This window comes from Candidatus Mycobacterium methanotrophicum (assembly GCF_023515995.1).
Taxonomy (GTDB): domain Bacteria; phylum Actinomycetota; class Actinomycetes; order Mycobacteriales; family Mycobacteriaceae; genus Mycobacterium; species Mycobacterium methanotrophicum.
Window position 1 is genome coordinate 151,790 of record NZ_CP097321.1, and the last position, 22,381, is coordinate 174,170.

Sequence of the window (22,381 nt, forward strand, 5' to 3'; positions counted from 1 at the left end):
CTCAGTACCCTCCGCCGGAGGAGCTGGCGTTGGCTTGTGCGACCTTCGTCGTGAGGTCGGCGCCAGTTGGGGAAACGCCGTGGGTGTGCATGACGTAGTTCATGGAGGCCGCGATGTTGGCGATGGGGTCGAAGATGTCGTCACTGGTACCGGGAACGTGGAAAGAGCGGAAGGTGCTCGGGGTTACTTGAGCGAGTCCGCGAGAGGAACCGCTGTAGCCGCCGTCGGTCATCATCGGTCCTGTGGCGTTGGAATCGCCGTTGTTGATCGCGCCGATCCGGTCGCTGGATTCCCGATGGACGAGGATTTCGTAGCCTTCGCGCCAGTTTTCGCGGGCTTGTGGGTCGGTGATGCCCAGAGCGTCGAGGGCGCCGTCAATGGCCTGGTCGATAGAGCCCGGCTGGGCTAAGTGGCGGGTGGTCGAGTGTGAACTGCTGGGCAGGTCGTGGTCGCCGGGAGAGCTGGTGGTGGCGCTTTGTAGGAGGGGGCTCAGGGCGCCGCCCAGGGGGGTTGCGGCGGCCGACGGGAGCGCAGCGGCCATCGGAAGAAACGAGCTGGGCAGGCCCATGGCGCTGCCCATCGCTGTTGGTAGCAGGCTTGCCGGCGACGTCGTGGCGTTGCCGGCGGAAGGTGTGGGTGCCGGTCCTGGCGTTTCTGTGGTGGCTGCCGCCAGATCGGATCCCGGCGGCGTGGGCTCGTCGTGGTCGGTCGGGGGCGTCGGGGGCGATTGGACGTCGGGGCCGTTGCCGGGCGCGGGCAGGTTGGCGGCATGTTTGCGGACGGCGGCGGCGGCGTCGGCGTATTTCGTGGTGGTTGTCGATATGAGTGCGACGGCGTCATTGATGGTGCGCTGGGCGTGGGGTAGCAGCGCTGCATCGCGTGAGCTTGGACTCGGCAGGGCGATCACCGAGGATTTGGCGTGCTCCCAGTCGGTCGTGATCGCCGCCAGGTGGGTGGTGGCGTCAGCGGCTATGTCACGGGCGGCTTGCGTGGTGGTTGCGACGTTATCGGCGGCCGCGCGTAGCTGGCCGCGGGCTTGTTGCAGCGCTGAGGTGGCCGCGACGGCAGCTCGGTGGGCGTCGCCGGTCCAGTCGAGGTCGGGGAAGGTCGGCGCCCGGTCCGGTGGCGGCGAGCTGGACCCGGGCGCGGGGGATGTCCCGATGATGTGACGCACGCCGCTGAGGTAGTCGTCAACGACCTGCTCAATGCTCATGGCTGGGCTGGTTGGACATTCCGAAGCCGGGATTTGGTGGCGTCTTGGCCTCGGGCGGTGCGGCGGGGCTGGCCAGGGTTGTGGTCTTGGGGTTGGTGGGGTCGCTGCTGTGCAGCGGCGGGGCGGTTGGGGTGGCCCCGGTGGTTTGGTCGGGTGCGTCGGCGGTGGCGGTGGGGTCAAAGAAGCCCTTGAAGTCGGGCCAGTCGTTGATTACGCCGAGTGGCTGCAGTTTTCCGTCCGGGCCGATGAGCTGGCCGTTACCGGCGACGATGGCGGTGTGGTCGGCGCACACGGCGATGTCGCCGGGTTTGACGTCGGCGGGATCGACTTTGCGGCCCGGGTCGGCGCCGTCGGTGGGGATGTTGACGCCGGTCCCGGCGTAGGCGGCCGTGGCGACGTCTCCGCTGTCTGCGGTGCGGGTCAGGGCTTGGCGGACTGCGGTTGCGCCTTGGGGGGTGCGCGCGGTGACCACCGTGCCGGAGGGCAGTGTGACGTCCTTTCCGGCCGGGGTGGTGGGGGGAGCGCCGGGCGGGGGTGCGGCTGGCGCGGGGGGCGCGGCGGGGCCGGCGCCTGGGGCTCCCGGTGGGGCGCTTGATCCTGTTGGCGCGCCGGCGGGCGGTGCGGCGTTGGGGTTGTTGACCGGTGAGGGTTGCAGCGGATTACTGGATGTTGTCAGGTCCGCTGGCTTGAGCGGGTCTCTTCCATCCGAGGGTGAGCTTAGGGGGGCCGGTGCGCCCAGGCCCGACCCGCCCAGCGGTGACAGCCCTGACCCTCCTAGACCACCCAGACCCGGGATGCCCAGGCCTGAGCCGCCGCCCAGACCGGGCAGGCCCCCCGTTCCGAGGTTGCGCAGGCCGTCGGCGATCCCGTTGGCGTTGCCAGCTTTGTCCTGCACGTTTTTTCTGAGCTCGTCGATTTGTTGTTGAACAGCGGCGAGCCTGCCGGCGTCGGATTCTGGCGTGCCGCCCTGCGCGTCTAGACCTGGACCTAGCTGGGCGCCGTCTCGCAGGATCTGGGCGTGGGCGTCGCGGCCGGCGGCGGAGTTGGCGGCGGCGTCTTTGGCTGCTTGTTCCCCCGCCTTGTGGAGGTCCTCGATCTGCTTTTGCATATCGGTAAGCGTTTTGGTGACCTTGTCGATCTGGTCTTGAGTGGGCCCTTGCCCGTTGGTCGGTGCTGGTGGCGGCGGTGTTTTCGGCGCGGCCGGCATGTTGGGGTGGCCACCGGACCCGAACAGCTTGCCTGCCTCCTGGAAAAGATGGGTCAGGCTCGGTACCAGCACCATGCCGGCCGGGCCGAAAATGGGTGCGGCGACGAGGGTGCCAAGCAGATCGCCGGGATCCAGCAGGTCATCCAAAGACATGGGGTTCGGTGCCCTTTCCTGATGGCCCCGCTGCCGGGTCGGGCGGGTTCGATTACGACGTTAAGGCTGCTAGCTGGGGGTTCTCAAGAGGAGTCACGCTGGACCGAGACCCGGCTGTCGGGGCTAAACGTCGACACGCACAGGCAGCCGTCTTCCTCGTCTTGCCACATCACCGTGACCACGCCGGCGTCGGCGATGTCGATGCCGTCAACTTCACCGACATGCCCGTCGTCGAATGACACGACGTCTTTGGGCTGCAGGTCTCGAGGCGCCAGTACCAGCTCGTCCATCGGGTGGTTCTCGGCTTCGCGGATGAGCTCGGCGACGTCGAACCCGAGTCGTGGATCCCCGTCGAACGACGTGACTTTCCGGAGGTAGTTCGTGGGATCGAGGTCGGGACGCTCCGACAGCGGAAACCATGGCGCGTCAGCAATCTCGTTCCACGTAATGCCTTTGAGCATCGGGGGTAGCTCTGGCACGTACCGTGGGACAAGCGTCACCGGCGGCCGGAGTTGCTCGATGACGGCCGCTTCCTCGGGGACCGTACTGTTCGCCGGCGGGGTGAAGTAGTACTGGGTTTCGCGGGGATCCTGGTGCGTGCCCGTCGCCATGCCGCGACCCTTGATCCGCGGGATGTAGCGGCCGATATAGCTGTCGTCCCAGAGCATTTCGGCCGCGATCCGCGATATCGGGCCGACCGAGACGCGGTTGCCGAAGTTGTCTCGCGATTCGGTGTCGATGAGGGTGTGGTCCGGGCGCTGCATGCCGAGAACGAGGTGCATACGCGCGCTACGCGCCAGGCGCGCCAGTTCGCCGAGCTCGGCCAATGTGGGGCATTCCTTGAGGCCGTCCTTCGGTTTCAGGTTGGCCCACAGCCGTTCAAGGACGACTTTGAACTGTGCTGCCTCGTCGACGATGATGAGGTAAGGCAGGTTGTGTTCCCACTGCGATTGGTCCCACCGTGCACGCGCGTTGCGTTCGTCCATCAGTTTGTACATGCGGTGGATGGTGGCGATCGACTCGAAGGGGTCGCTGCTGATGATGTGCACGTTGGGCCAGCCCACGAAGTCGGAGTACGAGCCGCCTTTGAAATCGACGAGAACAACCGCCCAGCCACGGAGCGCGGCCATCATGATCAGTCCGCGTAGGTAGACCGTCTTGCCGGCTCCTGTTTTCCCGCTGACGAGGGTGTGTGGTGAATCCAGCGGGTCCCATTCCTGGATGCCGAGGTCGAGGTCGACACCGTAGGCGAATCGTGTCTGGCGGTACTGGCCGATCGCTTCTTCGATCGTGCGGACAGCGGGAATTGGCTTGGTGAACAGGGGGAATGGCAGCACGGGTTTGGGGGCGAAGGTGACGGTGGAGTTGGGCATGTCCCATTTGACGCGCCATGTTCCGCCGACTAGTTCGGTGAGGTTCTGTTCGGCGACCCGCTTACGGAAGTCGCCCATCAGTTTCTTGGCGATCGTGTGCTTGATGGTGAAGCCATCGGAGCGGGTTCCTGTCACGGTGGCGGTGGAGTCGAAGACGTCGCGGGCCTTGCGGGTGAGGTCGGCTAGCTCCTCATCCATCTGCTCAGGTACGAACTGAGTGGCGGTGAACACCAGGGCTGAGGGGTCTGAGCTGACGCGGTAGTGGGCGCCGCAGTGGGTGTTGAGGAGCTGCCTGATGGTGGTGGTCGGGTCGGGACGCCGAAGCGCTGAGCCGGCCATGGTGTCGAGGTCGAGCTCGAGTCGGTGGTCATCAGATGTCTTAGGCGTTGTCGGTAGGGGGCGGGCCGCGCGGATGGTGATCGTCTGGGGCGCCGCCGTTGTGGTGTCCCACTGGGCGGCAGGGATGACGTTGGTGCAGGGTTGCTTGTGGCCGAGCGGGGTGTAGAGCGCCTGGATGAGGGTGGTGCGTAGGCGCATGCGGGCGCGGCGGGTATGGAATGGGTCGACGGTGAAACCTGCGCAGGCGGCGGCTGATGCGGCAGCGAGGCCGATAGCGAGCACGGTGGGCATGGTGAACAGCCATCGTGCGGCGGCGGCGGTGACGGCGAACGCTGCGGCCGTGGTGCCGGTTGTGGCGGTGATCACCGGTAGGTTCAGCGCCCACTTTTCCGGCTCGGACGGCGAGGGTTCGCCGGGGTGAGTTGCGCGCCAGAGCGCCAGTGCACTCACCGCGGCGATGAGCGTGGCGGTGGCGACCGCGATGGCGGTAGGGGCGTCGAGGCGGTGGAGCAGGTCAGGGTTCTTGGCGAGGTGACGATAGGCCAGCCATCCTGCGCCGGCGACTATCACGGTGATCGCCAGTAGCACGGCCCCGGCGTCCTCCTCGGCGTCGTGCGGTTTTTGTCCTGGTTGGGTGGCCATGTCAGGCGTTCTGTGGACGCCACACAGCCTGGTGGGTGGCGCGGTCCCAGGTCACGACGTAAGTGGGGGCGCTGGGGTGGCGCAGCCGATCTAGGACGTGTCGAGGTAGCTGGTCGGCGGGGACGCGGAATTCACGGGCCGGTAGGTGGGTCGGTTGCTGGGCTGGCGAATGGGTGTCTGCGGCGAGGTGGGCCCGGCGGGGAGATCTCATCTGAATAACTCTTGAGCCCACCGGCGTGGTTCTCAAGAGGACCGGGCGGTGCGGACGGTTCGGCGTGTGATGCGTTGGCGCGCTGTGGTTTTCGGGTGCTGCAGGCGCGTGCCAGGCCGCTACCGTTGTCGCGGGGGTCGGGGATGCTGGCGTGCTAGCGGTTGTCGAGAGTGGCCAGCAGCGCGCGTAGCGCCGCGTCGAGGCGCAGGGGTGAGATCGGCGCATAGGTCAGGTGTGTTTGGCGGTCCGGGCCGAGGTGGGGCCACGCTAGAACGCGGCCGTATTCGTTGGTGTCGAGCAGCGAGATGGCGGTTTTGGTGCGTCGGGTCAGGTTGTCGACGCGGCAGGCTGCAGTGATTTCGGTGGCCACATCGGGCTGGGAGCAGGCGTTGAGGATTGCGGCGTCCAGGGGGGTCAGCCCGTAATCGACGAGCCGGTCGGTCGCCTTCCCAGGTGGGGTCTCGGCGATGCGTGCGGCATCGGCGGCCGTGAGTTGTATGAGGTCGCTCAGCGGTGCCGGCGGGGTGTCGCCGAGTAGGACGGCCAGTACCGATGTGGTGGCGGTGAGCCAGTCGGCGGCCGGTACGCGTTGGACCAGCAGGATGTCTCGGGTGCGGCTGGCGACGACGAAGCGGTTGAACCGGGTGGCGATCGCCACGCGCAGCATGGTGTTGGGCTGGCGGAGGGGGATGATGCGCAGGCAGAGGGTTTCCTCGGCGTAGGCGATGGTGTGCATCAGGGTGGTGACGTCTGGTAATGCGCCGTCGGTGGTGAGGATGCCGCGTTCGGTGAGGCGGTTGTGTTGCAGTTGTTTCCAGGCCGCGGCCAAGTCGGGGCCCGTCATCGGGTTGTAGAGCGCCAGCACTTCCGGTAGCAGGCCATGGAGGTCGAGGTGTTCGACAAGGTAGGCGCCTTCGTCGACGCTGATTTCGAAGCCGTCGGTGGTCGTGTGTTCGTCGGCGCCGATCATGCGAGGGCCTTTCCCGGCTGGTGTTGCATCGTTTTGTTATAGAACGCGTCGGGCTTGTGCGCCGGAGGGCACGTTGCTGATGTGGACCGGGACACCGAAGGTGGGTGCTTCGATGACGTGTCCGTTTCCGATATAGATGGCGACGTGTTCGGGCACGCCGGGGGACGACCAATTGGAGAAAACGAGATCGCCGGGGGCCAGGGCGTTGAGGGGTACGGCGGTGCCGGCGCGGATCTGTTGGTAGGTGGTGCGGGGCAGGATCACCCGGCCGCCGGACGCTCGGGCGATCGCCCATTGAGTCAGTCCGCTGCAGTCGAATCCGCCTCCGGTGGGACCTAAGGGTCCGCCGCCGCCCCACACGTATTTCATGCCCAGGGCATCGTGGGCGATGCGGGCGGCGTTGGCGCCAGCGGCGCTGCCGAGCGCTCCTGCGTGCAGTGTGTCGGTGGGTCCGGCGGCGGCCAAATAGTTGTGGATCAGGGATCGGACGAATTGGGCGTCGGTCAGCTTGGCTTTGGCGGCGGCGCTGACGACGTCGCCGGCGTCGTTGAGGGCCTTGCGCGTGGCCGACAACACGGCTGCTTGGGCTTCGGGGGTGTCGCCTTGGGCGCCGGCTGAGGTCAGCGCTGTCTCGACGTCTCCGATGATGCTGTGGATTTTCGCGCGGTCACCTTCGGTGCGGGCGGTGGATAGCCCCAGAACGTCGCCGAGTTTGTGTTCGACGTCATGCAGCGCGCTGGCTTGGCGGGCGAGTGCCTCGTTTTTGGCGCGGGCCCGGTCGGCGGCGTCACCTTCGCCGAGCATCGATCCCATCGGGCCGGCTAGGGCGTCGGCGCCGCCGGGGTTCAGGTGTGGGTCAAGTCCTGCTGGCGGGGCGCCGCTACCGAGTTGGTTGGCCAGGGCTGCCAGTTGCGGTAGGACCGCTGCGGCAAGGGCGGGGATCAGGCTTCCCGCGCCTTGCAGGGCGGCCGCGGGCAGTGCGGTCGCCGCGCCTAAGAGCGGGCCGGCAATTTGTGGGCCGAGGTTGGCGAGTCCGTTGAGTGCGTCTGGGGTAGCCGGTGGCGCATCAGGTGAGGTGGCGCTGTCAGCGTCGTGGTCGTGGTCGCCGTGGTGGGTGGTGGAGTGGTCTTTGAGTTTCCCGTCGGTGGTGGCGCCGGGTTGCCCGTTGGGGTTGGGGGAGGCGGGGACGGTTCCTGTCCCGTTGGTGGTTTGTCCCGGCGTGTTGGCGGTGGCCCCTGGTGTCGTGGACGACGGCGCGGCGGGGCCGGTCCCCGCGGGGGCGCCGGGCGGCGGCGGCGTTTTGAGTGGTACCGGCCCTTGGGATCCCGGTGAGCGGGGCGTCGTGAGGGTCGTGGGGCTCGCGGGGTCGGCCGCTGGATCTTGCGCGGTGGCGATCGGGGTCATTCGGCGGAGCCTCGTTGGATGCGTCGGATAACCCGGTTGGGTCCGATGCGGGCCCATTCGGGGGTGTGGTGTCCGGGTAGCACGGTGACCATGGTGTCTGGGGCCACGGCGATGCCGGCCAGGTGTGGGCCTTCGTCGGCGCTGATGTCGGTGTAGACGACGTCGCCGGGTTGGGGATCGGCGACGACGCGGTATCTGAGGCGCAGTTGTTCGGTGATCGTCGCGGGGCAGACTGTGCCGAGGGTCGTGGACAGAATCGAGGCGACGAATGCGGCCGAGTCTCGAGTGGATTCGGCGGCGGGTTGCGCCCGTGTCGGCGGTGCTGACGGGTCATGGCTGGTGGCGGCGTGGTCTACGCCGACAGCATGTTGTGCGGCTGCGGCGATGTCAGGGCCAGCGGGGTTGCTGCTGCGGGCGAGTGCGGGCAGGGCAGTGGACAGCGCGTGCAGGCAGTTCGCGGCAGCTGGGGCCGTGGACAGCGCGGTGCTGGCTTGGGCGGGGTCGATCACGGGCGAGTCCGGTGTTGGGGACGGTGAAATCCGTGCCGGGGAAGCTGTTGGGCGCGTTGTGGTGGGGGCGGCCGAGGTCAGCATCGCCGCAGACGTTGGCGTGGTTGAGGCCTCCCGCGGCGCGGGTAGTGCCGCCAGGCGTGCCTGCGCTTGGGCGACCGGTTGCTTGAAGGTGTCTGCGCTCAGACCGGTGATGCGGGCCGCCAGGTCACTGGGATCGGTGTCACGCCAGCGCGGTTCAGCGTCGACCATGTGGTCGAGGGCCAGAGCTGTTGAGACTTCGGGTGTCATGATTTCAGCGGCGGTTGCCCACGGCAGCGGCAGCCCGAGTGCCCCGGCTCCGACGCGGAGCAGTGCACTGTGCGCGTAGCGCAGTGTGTCGCGGTTGGCCGGGTTCGCGGCGTTAGCCAGCCCGGTCGCGTGGATGGCGATCGCTGCGGTCACGGTTGCTCCCTGTCTGCCGAATCCCAGTGTTGTGGCGGTCTGGTCGATCTTCAACAGGACCTCGGCAGCGGACGGGGCAGTGCGCGGCGGATTTGCCACCACGGCTCCGCGGGTGCCGAGCGCGGCGGTGCAGGTGGCAAAAAACTGTTGGGAATCCTGGCCGGGCATAGCCATCGTGAAGATCACGATGGGCAGTGCCAGCACACATAGCAGGGCGGCCGCCGCGACGGCCAGGGCAATTTTTATCATGGCCGGGGTTACCGCTGGCCGATGAGTTCGGCGCGGATATCGGCGTAGATCGCGGGCATGGATTCTGGGGCGTCGTGCGCGAGGGCGGCGATAGCGGGGTGAATCGCGGGGGCGGGGTCGGTGCGGTGGTGGGCAAGGCGCTGCCGGTGCTCGGCGGCACTTGGCGGTCTGCCGTCATGTCCGTGGCGGGATTCCGGTGGTCCGGCCAACTGCGGCGGCTGGTCTGGGGTCGCGGCCGCGTAATCGGGCCCGGACGGTGCGGGAGCTGCCGGCGTCGGTAGCGGGTTGGGTGGTGGCGGGCGGCGGCCGGGCGCGGGGTGGGTTGGGCCCTCGGCAGGCGGGGCCGGCGCGCTGGCGGGGATGACTGGCGCGCTGGATCGCACGTAAGTGGTGGGTAGGTCGGTGGTGGTGGCGTCTGCTGGCGGCGCCTCATAGCCGCGTGGTGCGACGTCGTAAGCCGTTGACGGTATGTGGGCGCCGGGTTCTGCGGTGGGTTGGTGTCCGGATGTGTTTTCGGTGCGCCGGGCAGATCTGAGGTTTTTGATGTGCAGGCGCGACGCTAGCTGCTCGCCGGCGCCGAGGAACGGGGCGGCTTCGGGTGCCGCGATGGCGACGCCGAGCTTGGCGGCTGTGCCGGCGCCGTGACGCGTCAGGGTGGCCACGCGGTGAGTTGCGTTGGGGATCGCGGTGAGCGGGTCAAGGCGCGTCAGCGGGTCGACTGGGCCGCTGGTCGCGGCGGGCTGGTCGCCGGTGAAACGCCGGACAGCGCCCGCGGCGCGTTCCCGGGCGTTGACCAGGCCTTTGCGGACTTTCCTCAGGGCGACGAACAGGGCGACGAGCAGCAGCGATACCAGTGGCATCGCGACGACGAGGTCCCCGCCGGCCGCGGAGAACATCGCCGAGGCCAGGTTGCCGGTCAGACCGACAAGGGCGACCATCCCTGTCATGCCGAGGAACGAGAACAGTGCGTCGAGGGCGGCTTTGAGGGCGAGGGTTTGGCTGGCGCCCGGGATCCAGCCGGTGATCAGGGCGATAATGCCGACGATCGCCCAGAACACTGACGACAGTCCGAGAATGACCACCTGGGCGCAGAGGTAGGTGAAAACGACCAGAACCGCCAGCGCGAAGACGATGGCCACGAACGCCACGATTCTTCTGCTGGTGGGATCGCTCATGGCGTAGTCGTGCAGTGCCTGGCCGTCGGGGCAGGATTGGGCGACTTTGTCTTTGACCTCGTCGATCGGTCCGGAGACGATGGCGTCCGACCATGCCTGCCCGCAGTTGTACGGCGCAGCGTCGAGATCTTGGCCGAAATTCCAGATCAGAGTAGGTGTGCGGGCGAAGTGATCGACGAGCGAGGCCGCCATGGCGTCGACGGCTGGTTGACCTTCCAGTGACTTTCCGGAGAGCTCGCTGCTGATACCTACACCGAAGTCGCGGCCCATGGAAAGGACGCCATCGGGGCCGAGGAGGTCGCTGATGGGCTTGTTGGCCAGGGCGGCCGAGACGAGTGCGAGCGCGATGGCGACGGTGATCTGCGCTGCGGCTCTGCTGATCTTGCCCAGCGCGAAGGTAATCGCGATGACGCCTGCGGCGATGAGTCCGATCGCAGTCAGCACGGCAGGGCTGTGCACCATGGCGGTCATCTGGTGGCCCACGTAGTCCAGCGGCTGGGAGATCACGGCAAGCCACTTGAACGACACCACGTTTTCGACCAGCCAGATCGGCGTGGCGATGATGCACAGGAACGCGCTGTAGAACCAATGCGTGCACAGCGCCGCCGGGGCTGCGGTGGGATTGGTGAGCGAGCCGTTGTCCAGCGAGAGCCCGTAGGAGCCCAGTGGTACGTGTGAGCTGTCGGCGACACCGATCCACAGCATGGCCGCGGTGACGCCCGTGGTGGCCCAGGCCGGGGCGGCGGTGGCGATGTTCAGGATGGCCGGGGTCACGAGCAGCGTGATGCGCCGGCGGGCCGCAATGAATCGTGCAGTGGTGGGCATCAGGCAGCTCCCGGCGTGGTGTTGACCGCGGCGGCTCGTTCCCCGCGGGCCGGCATTTTGATGGCGATTTCGACCAGGCGGCCGCGCAGATCCTTCATTAAGCAGTCGCCTGGCTCCGCGTCGGTCAGCTGTTTGACCAGGTGGGGGTTACGCCCGGCGTCTTGGCTGGCCATCGCGAGTTGCTCGGCGGCCAGTCTCTCGTCGACCTGCCGGAACAGGAACAGCGTCGGGATGAGGCGGGTGAACCGCTTGAAGTGGGCCGGGTCCTGCGATGCCAGCCCGATCGCGCAGTGATGTTTGCGGCCGTCGATGACAAAGTCCTCGATGATGGCCTCGCCGATGGGGGAGCGGGTGAGGTGGCGGGCCTCATCGAGCAGGAACAGCCCGAAGCGCCGCTCAGGGTCGTCGGGCTCGGAGAACAAAACCTGTCGGGCGATGGTGGCAAACAATGTGTAGATGACGTCGCCGAAGAGTTTGGTGGGGTCGTGCGCGGCGCTGTCTTTGTCGTCGGGCAGGGACAGCTTGTTGGTGCGCAACACCACGAAGGGCGCATCCAGCGGTAGCGGTGGCAGGTCGTTGGCGAACAGCACGCGCGCGTAGGTGCGCTGCGACCAGAACCGCAGCTGGGACGCGACTTTCGCGATGACCTCGGGTGAGGCGTCGCCGATCGGGCCGCTGACTTGTGAGGGGTCTCGGACCAGGGTTGCGGTGTGGGTGACGAGTTCGGGTAGGCCGCGTAGTTTGTGGCGCGCACGGTAGTTGGGCTCGATCAGGTCGGACAGCAGCGTGGATTCGGGGCTGCCGGAGGCGATTTGGAACAGTCGCATCAGCACCGGCAGGATGCGTTCGGCGACGTCGGCGCCGGGCACGACGCGGAGCAGATCGAGTGTGTAGGCGGGGTTGGTGGGGTCGATCACGACTGCGTTGGCGACCGAACGGGCGAATGAGACGTATTCGCCCATCGGGGAGCGGTCAACGGCGAACGTTTGGCCGTCGTGGTCGACGGTGTCGCCGCCGAAAATCTTCAGGAACACCGATTTCCCTGAGCCGAGGTCTCCGATGAGGGCGAAGCTTGCGGATTTGTTGCGTGCGGTGACGCCGAGTAAGTCGAAGAAGACGGGTTCATGCAGGCCTGAGAGTCGGCATTCGCCGATGCACAGTCCGGCGTCGTCGCCGACGCGGGCGGCGGTGATAGGGGCGAATTTGGCGAAGAAGTCGGTTGAGGTGAAGTGGTCGTAGTCAGCGCTGACCCGTTGTTCGGGATATCCGGGTTGGCAGGCTGCCCATGCTTCCTCCTGGGCGCCGCGCGGAGCCACGAGTTTGATTGGGATGTCTTTGAACGTGCGTTCGATTTCCTGGACGCGGTCTTGCAGTTCGGCGTGGCTGGGCGCTGAGACCGCGATGATCGGGCGGAAGTGGATTTCGGTTTCGGAGGGATTGGCCTCGAGGTGGGTGTTGTAGGCCGACAGTTGATGGCCGCGTTCTGTGAGGAAGTTCTGGGCGAAGCTCAGTTCGCTGTCGCGTTCGTCCATCTGTTCGGCGAGCTGCTTGAGCGAGCTGGTGTTGTCGGCCAGGGCGTCGGCGCGGTTGCGGATCCAGGTGTGCAGTGTGTAGTCGACGCCGGCGCCCCGGAAGTGGTTGAGAAGGGCGAATATTTGGTCCGCGACGCCGGGCCAGGCGAGTTTGGCTGGCGGTTCGTCGAAGAATAGGAACGTCTGGTAGCTGGGCGGGATATCGCTGTTGGCGAATGACAGTTTGACCGCGCCGGGGAAGCGGTGGTCGAGCTCGCCGTCGAGGCGGAATCCGCGGCCGCGGTGTAGCGCAGTTGGGCCGGCGGTGAGGTGGGGGAATGGTCGGGGAGCCGACAGGTTGGGTTGGGCGCCGGCCAGGGTTTTGAGGTAGGTGCGGTGATCGACGCCGCGGGTGTGGCAGCGTTCCCACAGCCAGTGCATCTGGTTGTCGTTGACGCGTTGAGGCGCGAAGCCTGGGGGGATTTTCCGCTCCGCTTCAGCGCCCAGGACGCTGAAGGCGTGGACGTCATCGGCGGTGGGCCGGTAGCTGTCGGGCAGCTGCCCGCTGCGGGCCGGCCCGCACAGCGGTACCGATAGCCAGTGCAGCCGTTCGGCTGGCGGGGGGTCTTGTTTTTCGAGCTCGGCCAGGCGGGCGGAAGCTTCGATGACTGCGTCGGGAAACATCGTCAAGAAGTCCCCGGCGGTGGGGGCCCCCGCGCCGGTGCGGGCGGCGCGGTGCCGCGCGGCGCGTCGGGCCGGGGATGTGATGCGCTCGGCGATTGTGGGAATCCCGATGGGCGCGACAACGCTGGTCAGGATGGTGGTGCCCAAATCGGTGAACAGGTGGCGGTGTTGGTTGGCGATTTGGGTTTTTTTGCTGCGTTCTTCGTGGCCGTTGGGTAGTGCGTCGAGGAGCCACTCGGCGTAAACGACGCCGCTTCGGGTCCACCGCAGGTTGTCGGTTACCGCGAGGGTTGGTTGTTGCAGCGACACCATCAGCGGAGGAACTTCAGGTCCAGGACGTGGCCGTCGCCGCCGGTGGAGGTGGGGCCGGTGGATTGGCGTTGCGGTGGCCGGCCGCCGGTGCTGTGGGGCGTGCGTCGCAGCCAGGGCCGGATTAGCCAGATCGTGCGAGAGCTGGTGCGGGCCATGGAGAACCCGAGTCGTCGGGCCATGATGACTGACGGGATGGTGATCGCAGCTTCGATGAAGAGCGTGATCAGGATCGGTGGGTGGAGAAGTTCGAACACCAGCATGGACAGGCCTGATGCGGCCACGAGGACACCGCACTGGATTCGGGTGAACGGGCCGAACGGTATTGGTTGTCCGTTGGGGAATTTTCCGATCAGCTTCGGGAACTTGCGCGCCAGGGTGTAGATGGAGACGTAGACGATGTCGGGGGAGCTCATCGGTGGTGGACCGTCCTGTGGTCGGGGCGGGGTGGGCGGGGGTGTTGGGCGTCAGTCCGAATGCACACGGATTGGTCATTGAAGGCGATCATGTCCATTCCTCGATACGTGCCGCTTCCTGCCGCCGGGAGGAGGGAGTCAAGGTGGAGTCCCCGCAGCGTAGCGAGGAGAACCGACCTTGACGCCCGACGAATGGTGGCGATGATCGGCAGCGAGGAATGGCCTTGAAGGTGGTCGCCTTGAGTGTCCGTTGGTCGTCATTTTCAGCGTCGCGCAACAGCGGGGTTAGTAGCGGCTGTTGATGCCTGTCAGGCCGCCGCTGTCACTGGCAGCTCCGCGTAGGAGGTCGGGGAGGATGACGACGAGCATGACGGCGCCGACAGCGGCGCCGACGACGATGACGACTTTGGTGAGCGAGCCGTGGTGCTTGGCGTAGAGCAGGGCGATCAGACCCAGCGATACGAGGATGATGAGCAAAATGATGGTGGTCTTGCCTTGGGAGATGGTGTTGAGTAGCACCTGGTTGATGTAGTTCATTGTTGGTTCTCCAGTTTCTCTTTATCGATGGCTGCTGTTGCGTTACGCCGCAGTGCGCTGGCTTGTCTTTATTTAGTCGGCGTCGGTGTCGGCGTTGTTGGTTGTGTTGCGGTGGGTTTTGTGATGCGGCCCCCTAATTGCGGTGTGAGGTCGATATCGGAGATGAACCATTTGTCGCTTTGGCGCACCATCACGAGCGGGTAAGTGAGAGTTTGATTGGCTTTGTTGTCGACGGAGCCCTCGGCGGTGACAAGTATTTTTGTGGTGAAACCGTTTTTGGCGTCGGCCGGAATATCGCTTTGCGCGTCGATTGAATCGACGGTGACGTTTGTGAATGGGGCGTTGTCGAATGGCTGTATTTGCGGCGAGACGCTGTATCGGCTGATGTCACCGCTGGCCGGGTGCTGTGCGGTTCCTTTCAACCAGGTGCCCAAGAATGCCGTCACGGTGCTGTAGGCGTCGCTGTCCTGAGATACCTGTGAGGGATAGTTCAGGTCGGCGTCGTAGCCGATGTCGGGTCCGTTGATGAAGGCCGGCGCAGTGGAGGCCCGCGGGAGGCCTTGAACGACCACAACGGGCACTTGGTAGAAGCGCAGCTCCGGCGCTTTGGAGATGGGCTTGACGAACGCGCCGATCACCACCGACCAGTAGTCGACATTGGCGAATCCGCTGGACTGTCGAGTGACTGACCAGGGCGCGGTCTTGATCACGCTGACGGGAACCGGCGAAGGCTTGATTTGGGCTGAGGTGAATGCGGCCAAGGCGGTTGCCGATCTGCCGGCGAGGAACACGTTGACGTAGGCGTCGGCGAAGCCGCCCACCGAGGTGGCGCGGTTGAGCGTGGAGTCGAGTTGGCGTGCATTGACGACGTCCTCGCTGGAGCAGCTTGTCGCGATCTGGCCGACGCCGCCGATCGCGCCCAGGGCTAAGCAGGCGAGGACCGCGGCGCGCGACAGAGTCTGGCGGTCGGGGTGGTGCTGGGTCCACGCGTGGCGAAGGCGGTCACCGGTGCTTGGTCGAAAACTCACAGGTCAAACGATGCAGAAGGGTGGGCTGGTTTTCCAGAGGACCGGCGTTGACGTGCGGCGATGGGCGGGGTGTGAATCCGGTCGGCGCGGGCAGTCGTCAGGCCCCGACGTGGTGGCCGATCGCCGCGGTTTGGCCCGGAGTCGGCTCTGGGGACGTTGCTGGGCTTGACAACCAGTGTTAGGCTCGGCGCAACTGAGCCCCTAGGCGAAGGCAGCGCCGAGAGGTTCACACCGGAAATTTGCTGCTCACTTGCTAGCATTCTGTGTAGGTAGCGATGCCACAAGCGCGGGTGTCAGGGCTCTAGCTTGGGGGGCCGTGAGCATTCCGGCTGTGCTAGATACCTAGCTGACCAGCACCGATAGGTTATTACCTTGGTTGGCTGCACACAGCGTTAGCCTGCTACCAGATAAGCGTGGTAGCAGGCTAACGAAGCAGTAAACGGAAGCTCAGCCAGCCGAGGGGTGGCCGAGGATTTCAAGGTGGCTGACCGCGAACGCGGTGTAGTCCGCGTTCGTACTACCGCCGCTGGGTGTGACCACCGCGCTGGGGTTCGACGGCTGGTCGGTCTTGCGGATTGTGATGGTCACTGCGCTGGCCACTACCGGCTGCCAAGGGCCTTGGTGATAGCAGTTGGCCGCCGTGATATCCAGCGAAGCGGTTTGGCGCTGACTGCGGGTGTCCTGCTCGCAGCGGGTATGCGCGACGTCGTTAAACGACCAGGTCAGCAACCGAACCGTGCGGTACTTGTCCCACATGTCCTGGTCGCCGTCATCGCCGTCAGCGCCGGGCATGATGCTGACCTGCGAGATCACGTATGCCTTGTCGAAGACGATCTCGAGGATCTGGCCGACCGTCCCCCAAGCCTGCACGCAGATCCAGGGTTTGGTGCTGTCGGCACGCAGTGCGTTCATCGGGTCCGAACTCGGCGCTGGGCAGCGGGCGGTGGCCGTAGCGGCGACGATCGGCAGGTCGGCCGGAGCCGGGGCCGGGGTCGACGATGTGCCCTTGCTTGCCGATGGACTCAGTTGCGCGGTGGGAGCTTGTGGCCCTTCGCCGGCCGACAATGTCCACTGACCCAGCGCGGCGGCAGCAATGATCACGGCTGCCGCGGCGCCGATAGTGCGGGGGCTTTTCCAATTCCGGTTTTGTAGCCATTGGTGCGCGGTGACGAATCCGGCAGTCAGTGCATTCCGTTTCGCGGCGATGTCATCGAACGCTAAAGGTGCGGCGGCGGGATCCGTATTTTCGCCGTTGTGCGATTCGCTATCGGGTGGCGCACCTGCGGTCGCGTCGCCGTCCTCTGACGTTTCCGCGGTGCGGTGTTGGTCGTCTGGTAATTCGTCGACCGTCGGCGGCGGGACAAAGCCCAGTCGGTCGGCTTCAGGATCGCCGGATGACGGTGGGTGCCCAGTATTCTCGTCGAGGTATGGGCGCAATGCCTGAACCGCTGATTGGTGCTCGTCGTGGCGGTCCGCTGATATCGGCGGCGCCGTTTCTTCGAGCGCCGCGCAGGCGGGCGGCTGCGGTCCATCTGCGGTCTGTCCGGGCGGCTCGCCGTACCGCGGCCATTCGCCTAGCTCAGGGTCGGCCAGAATCTGCTGTAACAAGTCGGTCATGTATCAATGCTGGCAGCAGCTTTTATCGTTCTCCAGAGCATCTGGTAGAAGCCGCGCGTGTCGACGGTAGTGGCGCCGGCGCGCGGGGTTTGAGCTGGGCCGGTAGTCGCGGTAACAGCTGCAGTAGTCGGCGACGGACCGGGGTGGTCTTGCTCGTCCTTCGGGTGCGGCTATAGCCTTTTGACATGGCACTACGGGTAGATGAGGACGGGCTCCTTGTGTTCGCTGCGGCCAACGACCAGGTCGCCGGCGAGGTTGAAGCGGGCTGCCAGCCCGACCCTGAACTGATCGCGCAGATGGTGACCGGTTACGGCCCTGTCGGCGCAGAGTTCACCGCCGCTGTTGCAGACTTTCAGGCGGCGTTTCACCAGTCAGGGACGGCGCTCGCACGCCGCTTCTCGGCGCACGCCGAGGATATTCGGGCCGCGCACGGCCGCTACGTCGACGCCGACCAGTCCGGGGCTGACCGCGTCGCCGGTAGTTCCTCGGTGTGAAGTAGGACGGTTGCGGTGGCGCGCCGTTCGGTGGATGGGTGTTGCCGAACGATTGGCGCGTGATGGCGTCTGTCGGCCGGGCGTGGGGATGCGGACGTTAGATGGCTGACAACACCTCCGATTTTTTTTCGGCCGCGGCGTTGCGGCAGGCATGTAAGCGAGCCGGAACGACCCAGAAGGCGATCGCTGCGCAATTGGGTGTTACACCAACGACAATGAGCAGCCTTCTCAGCGGGCGATCGACACCTTCGATGAAGCTGTTAGCCAAGATGGTGGACGTTTTCGGCGGCAGTTTGGTCGATTTCTTGGAGATGCCGCCGCCCGGGAAATGGGAATTGAAGCACTATCGTGTGGCAGCGGGGCTGACTCAGGCGGCGCTTGCTCAGGAGTTGGGCGTTGCGCCCTCGGCGGTGTCGAGCTGGGAGCTGGGTAAATACCCGCCCTCGGCGGCGGTCATCCCTCGAATGGCCACGTTGTTCGGGATTACCGAGGAGCGGTTACGCGCGGTCGGAGGGGCCGGCGCCGCTGCGGCGGCGTCCGACGCCAGTTCGGCCGACGCCGCCGCGGATGCGAGGCTGACTCTCGCCGAGACGCTAGCCGAGACGGTTCTGGGTTTCGCCGCAACCGGAGCGGCGCTGGCCGCGTCGGTTCCCGATGAGGCACGCGAACAGATGGACGCCGAGATCCGCGCCCGCGCCGAAGACGCGCTGGCCTTGTTGGGTACTTTGATTCCGCAGCTCCCCGAATCCTCGAAATCCAAAGCCGTTGGCCTGGTGAAGCGGTTGACGGAAGTCCATGAACAAGCAACTTCGATCTAAGTGTTGCCAACATGTCGTTCACTTTGATACTTTGAGTCGGTACGGCCGTCTCTCGCGCCAACGAGGGGCACACCCCATCGAAGGGAGCCACACCCTGAGGACTCGCCAGTAGCCGCAGCCCGCGGAGCCGGTATCGCCACCTGAATGCTTTCCAGGCCAACCCCAACCGCGACTTCTTTTCTCTAGCTTCACGTTTCGCCCTCACGGTCGATTATCCGCAGGGCGGTGCCGCTTTCCCCGCGGTACCACAATTCCCAACCGCTTCAGTGTGTGGGGCCTTGCTGCGCCCAATCGGTCGATCGCCACTGTTCCATACTTTGAGGAGTACGTCTGTGTCTATTTCCCGACTAACCCCGGCATCAACCACGACTCAACCGCTTTCGCGGGGTGGCCGGCCGCCGAGCCGGCCGCACCAGGCAGTCCTACCTAATGTCTACGAGGAGCCAGAACGGCCCACCCCCTGCTTCTACGACCCCGAGCGCTGGCACCCTGATGCACAGCTTCCCGACCCTGAAGCCATGGCCGCGTGCTGGTCGTGCTTTTTCCAATCGCGCTGTGCCCTCAAAGCTCTGGCGACCGACGCGGAGTTTGGGATCTGGGCCGGCTACCGCCTCGCCCCTGGGCCCGGGCTTAAACGCAGCCGCGCACAGTTGGAGATCATCGCCGGCATGAAGATGGGGCCCCCCATGTCACCGGGTCGTGAAACTGACGAGGTGCTGGCCGCCAACCACCGCCGTGAGACACGCCGCAGCGAACCGCAGGAGGTTACTCCTGCAGCCCCACCGGAGCAGGACACCACCACCCCCGACATCAGCGCTGACGACACCGGCGACGAAACGTCTGCGGTGATCCCGCTCGGCGACCGACTCGCGCCGCCGCGCCAGTGCATGTCTTCTTCTCTGCAGTTGGCGCTGGCCCTGCACGGACAGCGTTCCTGCGCCCACGCCGGATAACACCACTGACCAGCCCGGCACACCCCGATAACGAGATCGGTAACTTCCATGAGCGTATCTACCGGCCACTCATCGCCCAGTGATGACAGGCGACAGCGTGAAAACCTCGCTGCGCCTGAGGGATTGACTAACGCAGATCTGCTGGCTTTTCTGCTCGAGCACCTGCGTGGCACCGATCGGGCCGTCTCCACACCAGAGCTGAGGCATCGCGCCGTCGAGCGGGGCTTCGCTCATGATTTGGCCGAGCACGTGTACCGCAACCTGCGGGCCCTGGAACATCAGGGCCAGGCCCGACGCGTCACCGCGCGCGGCCGCACAGTTTTCTGGGCTGCAAGCCAGGCGAACCCGCATCCCGCCGCGCTCCTCCAAAGGCCACCGTCATGACCGCGCCCGGCGGCCACCCACCCGGCTCCGCAGCCCCGCACAGCGCGGATCGGGAACTGTTTACGCCGTTGCTCGCTCAGCGAGTGCCAGAAGTCGCCAACGGCACGATCCGGATCGTCGACGCCGTGCGCTATGCCGGCTACTACGCCAAAGTCGCCGTCACGGCCACCGTCGAGGGTGTCAATGCCGCATCGGCCTGCATCGGCCCGCGGGGCTCGCGCATTCACGACGTGGAGGCCTTGATCCCCGGTGAACGCATCTCGGTGGTCAACTATGACCCCGATCCAGTTCGCTATGTCGCCAATGCCCTCGATGTGGAAATCGATTCCGTCACAGTGACTTCGATCGACCTTCGCGATATTCGTGCCGTGGTTTCGGTCGACCACTTCGCTACCGCCATCGGGCGCGGTGCGCGCAACGTCCGATTGGCCAGCGCCCTGACCGGGTGGCGCATCGCGATCTGCACGGCGCGTTGCACAGCACGCCGCCACGTCCACCCGCGCTTTGACAATGCGACGGGGGTTTCGGTGTGGGACCCGTCCGTCCTGACCGCCGGTCAGCCCGAAGCCGTCAGCGGGGGTCGGCCATGAGACACATCATCGACATCCACCACGACGGCGGTGGAGCGTGGGCGCCGCAGGTGCGCGGTGACGAGCACTATCGGTTCCGGTTGTCGCTGCAGTGGGATCGGGGCCCCGTTTTGGGAGTGGTCGGGTTGTATCCGACCCCGGGTGCGGTTCGGCGATGGGACGCCGGCCTGTGGCGGCTGGGCCGGATCGCGAAGTCCTGGGGCTATGCAGGGTTAGCGATCGCGAACCTGAACGCGCGCATCGTCGAGAGCAGCGATGAGCTGGCCAATGCCGACGACCCTGTCGGCCCGGGTAACGATGACGAGCTTCGTCAGTTGGCAGCCGAGCACGAATTTGTCCTCTTGGCCTGGGGTGAGCAAGCCGAGCCCGCCCGGGCGTGCAGTGTGGCCGCACAGTTGTGGCGCGAGCTGACGACCCACGGCGGGGCGCTGGGTGTGCTGGGTTGGGCTGCCAACGGGCAGCCGTGCGCGCTAGCCCGAGGCAGGACCGCGCCGATTGTCCCGCACAGTTTGACTGCAGGGGCGCATCCGGGATTTGTCGATGTCGATCAGCACTGGGCGAATCTATTCTGTGGCGCAACGTATTCCCCGGCGGCCGGCGTAGGCGGTGGTCGGTATGCCTAACGTTCTCGCGCGCCCGGGCGGGGGTGAGGCAGCAACTCGGTATCGGCCTACCCCCGGCAGCCGTGCTCGCTACACGCAACGCAGACGCCGATTTGTTCGAGCCAGCGACGGTGTCAGCCTGGCGGTCACCGGCCATGGGCCAGCGATATCTGGCTCTCCTGCCGTTGTTTTCGTGCACGGACTCTGCTTGTCACAGGCTGTGTGGGCACACCAGATACGGTTGTTGAGCAACTGCTACAACGGCGCGGTCTGGCCGGTGGCTTACGACAACCGCGGGCATGGCTGGTCTGGGCGGGCGCCCGGCGCCAGTTACCGCCCCGACCAGCTCGCTGACGATCTAGCACAGGTATTGCAAGCTCTCGACCTCAACGGATCACTTGTCCTGGTGGGACATTCGCTGGGCGGGATGGCGATACTCAGCTATATGGGCCGGCCTGCTTGGGCTCGCCCTGTTGAGCCGGACGGCCTGGTATTGGTCGCCACGGCGGCCGGGAGGATCGCCGAGCGTGGGCTGGGGCGGCTTCTGGCGGCGCCGGGAATCGGATCGCTGTGCCGGATCGGTGAGTACCTGCCCGAACGGGCGTTGCGTGCTGCTGCTTCACCGGTCTGTGCTGCCGTAGGTCGCTGGGCTGGGTGCGCCCCATACCAGCAGGCAACGATGGCAGGTGTCGTGGCGTCGGCGATCAAGACGACGCCCGTGGCGACCGCGTTGGGATTCTTGCCGAGCCTGCGGACTTTCGATGCTTATCGGGTTCTCGGCCAGATCCGGGCGCGGACGGTGATCATCAACGGCGATGGGGATCTGTTGGCCCCGGCTGAGCATTCCCGTGAATTAGCCGCCGGTATCCCTGGCGCCGAACTGGTTTCACTCCCAGGGGTGGGGCACATGGTTCCCCAGCAGGCGCCGCAGGTGATTCACCGCGCGATCAGATCAACTCTCGACAGCGCTGGGGCGAGCGCTCCGGCAGCGTGTTGCGCTGACGGGGACCGTGATTCGGACATCGCCGTAGCCGGGAGGACCTATGCCGGCATCTAAGGAGCAACCGCCTCGCCGCAGTGCCGCACGGCACGACGCCGCCGGCGGCGCGGCTCATAGGCGGTCCTGGCTGCCCTACGCGGGTGCTTCTGCTTGCGCTGCGGGACCGATGAATCGCAACGAGAATGCCCGCGTCGCAGGTGATTCGGCGCCCAACGACAACAGCCGCGGGAACATACCCCTTTCGTCCAAGCGCGAGAGCCAGAACGCGGCGAGGGTGGTGATGCCGCTGCTGGTGTAACCGCACCCGCCGTTGGCCGGGTGCATCGAGATGTCCACCAACAAACGGGGACCCGCCCCAGAAAAACGGAAACCCCCCGAAGGGGGTCCGCTGGATCGGACAGCAAGTAGACGCTTGATATCCGAGGTCTCCTCATAACAAGGAGAGATGACTTTGCCAGGTCGATCTCAGGGTAAAACGCGTGCGCCTGCCGACGCAAGCGTTTCGGCCCTTAACTCACAAATACCTGCCGCGACCTCACCGAACGGCGTCGCATCGCGCGGACACCCGGGCGCCGCTGGCGCAGCCGATGAGGTTCGCCAACCAACAGGCAGCCTCTTTGGCGGCTGCCCGTGCTGTGAGGGCGTCCCCCGCGAACCGGTGCTGCTGGACGGTCAGATGGCCTGCCGGGTCTGCACGTCGTCGTGCGAACTGTGCGGGCACGTG

At 66.1% G+C, this 22,381-nt stretch carries 20 protein-coding genes; 6 read left to right on the forward strand and 14 right to left on the reverse strand.

Features of this window, described 5'->3' with window-relative positions; genetic code table 11:
* Position 1: 1 nt before the first annotated feature.
* The 12 genes from M5I08_RS25405 to M5I08_RS25460 all read right to left on the reverse strand — a co-directional run bounded on the left by M5I08_RS25405 (position 2) and on the right by M5I08_RS25460 (position 16,816).
* Complete coding sequence (locus M5I08_RS25405; protein WP_219068179.1) at positions 2-1,213, reverse strand: hypothetical protein; 1,212 nt, start codon at positions 1,211-1,213, stop codon at positions 2-4.
* The gene (locus M5I08_RS25410; RefSeq protein WP_219068180.1) at positions 1,203-2,573 is read right to left on the reverse strand and encodes a hypothetical protein; all 1,371 of its coding nucleotides are present in this window, start codon (positions 2,571-2,573) and stop codon (positions 1,203-1,205) included. Before M5I08_RS25410 ends, M5I08_RS25405 begins: the two co-directional genes overlap by 11 nt.
* An 83-nt stretch (positions 2,574-2,656) precedes the next feature.
* On the reverse strand, positions 2,657-4,927 hold the full coding sequence (locus M5I08_RS25415; RefSeq protein WP_219068181.1) for an FtsK/SpoIIIE domain-containing protein: 2,271 nt from the start codon (positions 4,925-4,927) through the stop codon (positions 2,657-2,659).
* Between the two features lie 365 nt (positions 4,928-5,292).
* Complete coding sequence (locus tag M5I08_RS25420; protein WP_219068183.1) at positions 5,293-6,108, reverse strand: ESX secretion-associated protein EspG; 816 nt, start codon at positions 6,106-6,108, stop codon at positions 5,293-5,295.
* A gap of 36 nt (positions 6,109-6,144) precedes the next feature.
* A complete protein-coding gene (locus M5I08_RS25425; RefSeq protein WP_219068184.1) occupies positions 6,145-7,512 on the reverse strand; it encodes a C40 family peptidase in 1,368 nt (455 codons plus the stop codon).
* Positions 7,509-8,714 (reverse strand): hypothetical protein, encoded by a 1,206-nt coding sequence (locus tag M5I08_RS25430; protein ID WP_219068185.1) that lies wholly within the window; start codon positions 8,712-8,714, stop codon positions 7,509-7,511. Before M5I08_RS25430 ends, M5I08_RS25425 begins: the two co-directional genes overlap by 4 nt.
* An 8-nt stretch (positions 8,715-8,722) precedes the next feature.
* The gene (locus M5I08_RS25435) at positions 8,723-10,714 is read right to left on the reverse strand and encodes a hypothetical protein (protein ID WP_219068186.1); all 1,992 of its coding nucleotides are present in this window, start codon (positions 10,712-10,714) and stop codon (positions 8,723-8,725) included.
* Positions 10,714-13,221, reverse strand: a complete 2,508-nt coding sequence (locus tag M5I08_RS25440; protein WP_249763511.1) for an ATP-binding protein — start codon at positions 13,219-13,221, stop codon at positions 10,714-10,716. Before M5I08_RS25440 ends, M5I08_RS25435 begins: the two co-directional genes overlap by 1 nt.
* Positions 13,221-13,634, reverse strand: coding sequence for a hypothetical protein (locus tag M5I08_RS25445; protein ID WP_219068187.1), 414 nt, complete (start codon positions 13,632-13,634; stop codon positions 13,221-13,223). The genes M5I08_RS25440 and M5I08_RS25445 overlap by 1 nt, the downstream gene beginning before the upstream one ends.
* A 285-nt stretch (positions 13,635-13,919) precedes the next feature.
* Positions 13,920-14,171 (reverse strand): hypothetical protein, encoded by a 252-nt coding sequence (locus M5I08_RS25450; RefSeq protein ID WP_219068188.1) that lies wholly within the window; start codon positions 14,169-14,171, stop codon positions 13,920-13,922.
* 68 nt (positions 14,172-14,239) lie between these two features.
* Positions 14,240-15,199 carry a conjugal transfer protein gene (locus M5I08_RS25455; protein WP_249763512.1) on the reverse strand — a complete coding sequence of 320 codons (960 nt, stop codon included), beginning with the start codon at positions 15,197-15,199 and terminating at the stop codon, positions 14,240-14,242.
* A 447-nt stretch (positions 15,200-15,646) separates the two neighbouring features.
* Entirely contained in the window at positions 15,647-16,816 is a 1,170-nt protein-coding gene (locus M5I08_RS25460; RefSeq protein WP_219068189.1) for a hypothetical protein, read from the reverse strand.
* Positions 16,817-17,001: 185 nt separating this feature from the next.
* Here M5I08_RS25460 and M5I08_RS25465 point away from each other — a divergent pair, with 185 nt between their 5' ends.
* From M5I08_RS25465 to M5I08_RS27505, 3 genes are all read left to right on the forward strand, one after another.
* Entirely contained in the window at positions 17,002-17,310 is a 309-nt protein-coding gene (locus M5I08_RS25465) for a type VII secretion target (protein WP_219068190.1), read from the forward strand.
* Positions 17,311-17,411: 101 nt separating this feature from the next.
* Entirely contained in the window at positions 17,412-18,128 is a 717-nt protein-coding gene (locus M5I08_RS25470; RefSeq protein WP_219068191.1) for a helix-turn-helix transcriptional regulator, read from the forward strand.
* Positions 18,129-18,460: 332 nt separating this feature from the next.
* Positions 18,461-19,081, forward strand: coding sequence for a WhiB family transcriptional regulator (locus tag M5I08_RS27505; protein WP_219068192.1), 621 nt, complete (start codon positions 18,461-18,463; stop codon positions 19,079-19,081).
* Between the two features lie 69 nt (positions 19,082-19,150).
* On the opposite strand, the gene M5I08_RS25485 is transcribed toward M5I08_RS27505, so the two are convergent.
* Positions 19,151-19,432, reverse strand: coding sequence for a hypothetical protein (locus tag M5I08_RS25485; protein WP_219068193.1), 282 nt, complete (start codon positions 19,430-19,432; stop codon positions 19,151-19,153).
* 29 nt (positions 19,433-19,461) lie between these two features.
* Between M5I08_RS25485 and M5I08_RS25490 the strand changes: the two genes are divergently transcribed.
* Genes M5I08_RS25490 through M5I08_RS25500 form a run of 3 tightly spaced genes read left to right on the forward strand, consistent with a single transcriptional unit; the run spans position 19,462 to position 21,714 of the window.
* A complete protein-coding gene (locus M5I08_RS25490) occupies positions 19,462-20,055 on the forward strand; it encodes a transcription elongation factor NusA (protein WP_219068194.1) in 594 nt (197 codons plus the stop codon).
* Positions 20,052-20,678 (forward strand): DUF1643 domain-containing protein, encoded by a 627-nt coding sequence (locus M5I08_RS25495; protein ID WP_219068195.1) that lies wholly within the window; start codon positions 20,052-20,054, stop codon positions 20,676-20,678. Before M5I08_RS25490 ends, M5I08_RS25495 begins: the two co-directional genes overlap by 4 nt.
* On the forward strand, positions 20,671-21,714 hold the full coding sequence (locus tag M5I08_RS25500; RefSeq protein WP_249763513.1) for an alpha/beta fold hydrolase: 1,044 nt from the start codon (positions 20,671-20,673) through the stop codon (positions 21,712-21,714). The genes M5I08_RS25495 and M5I08_RS25500 overlap by 8 nt, the downstream gene beginning before the upstream one ends.
* 75 nt (positions 21,715-21,789) lie before the next feature.
* On the opposite strand, the gene M5I08_RS25505 is transcribed toward M5I08_RS25500, so the two are convergent.
* Entirely contained in the window at positions 21,790-21,993 is a 204-nt protein-coding gene (locus tag M5I08_RS25505; protein WP_249763514.1) for a hypothetical protein, read from the reverse strand.
* Positions 21,994-22,381 lie beyond the last annotated feature (388 nt).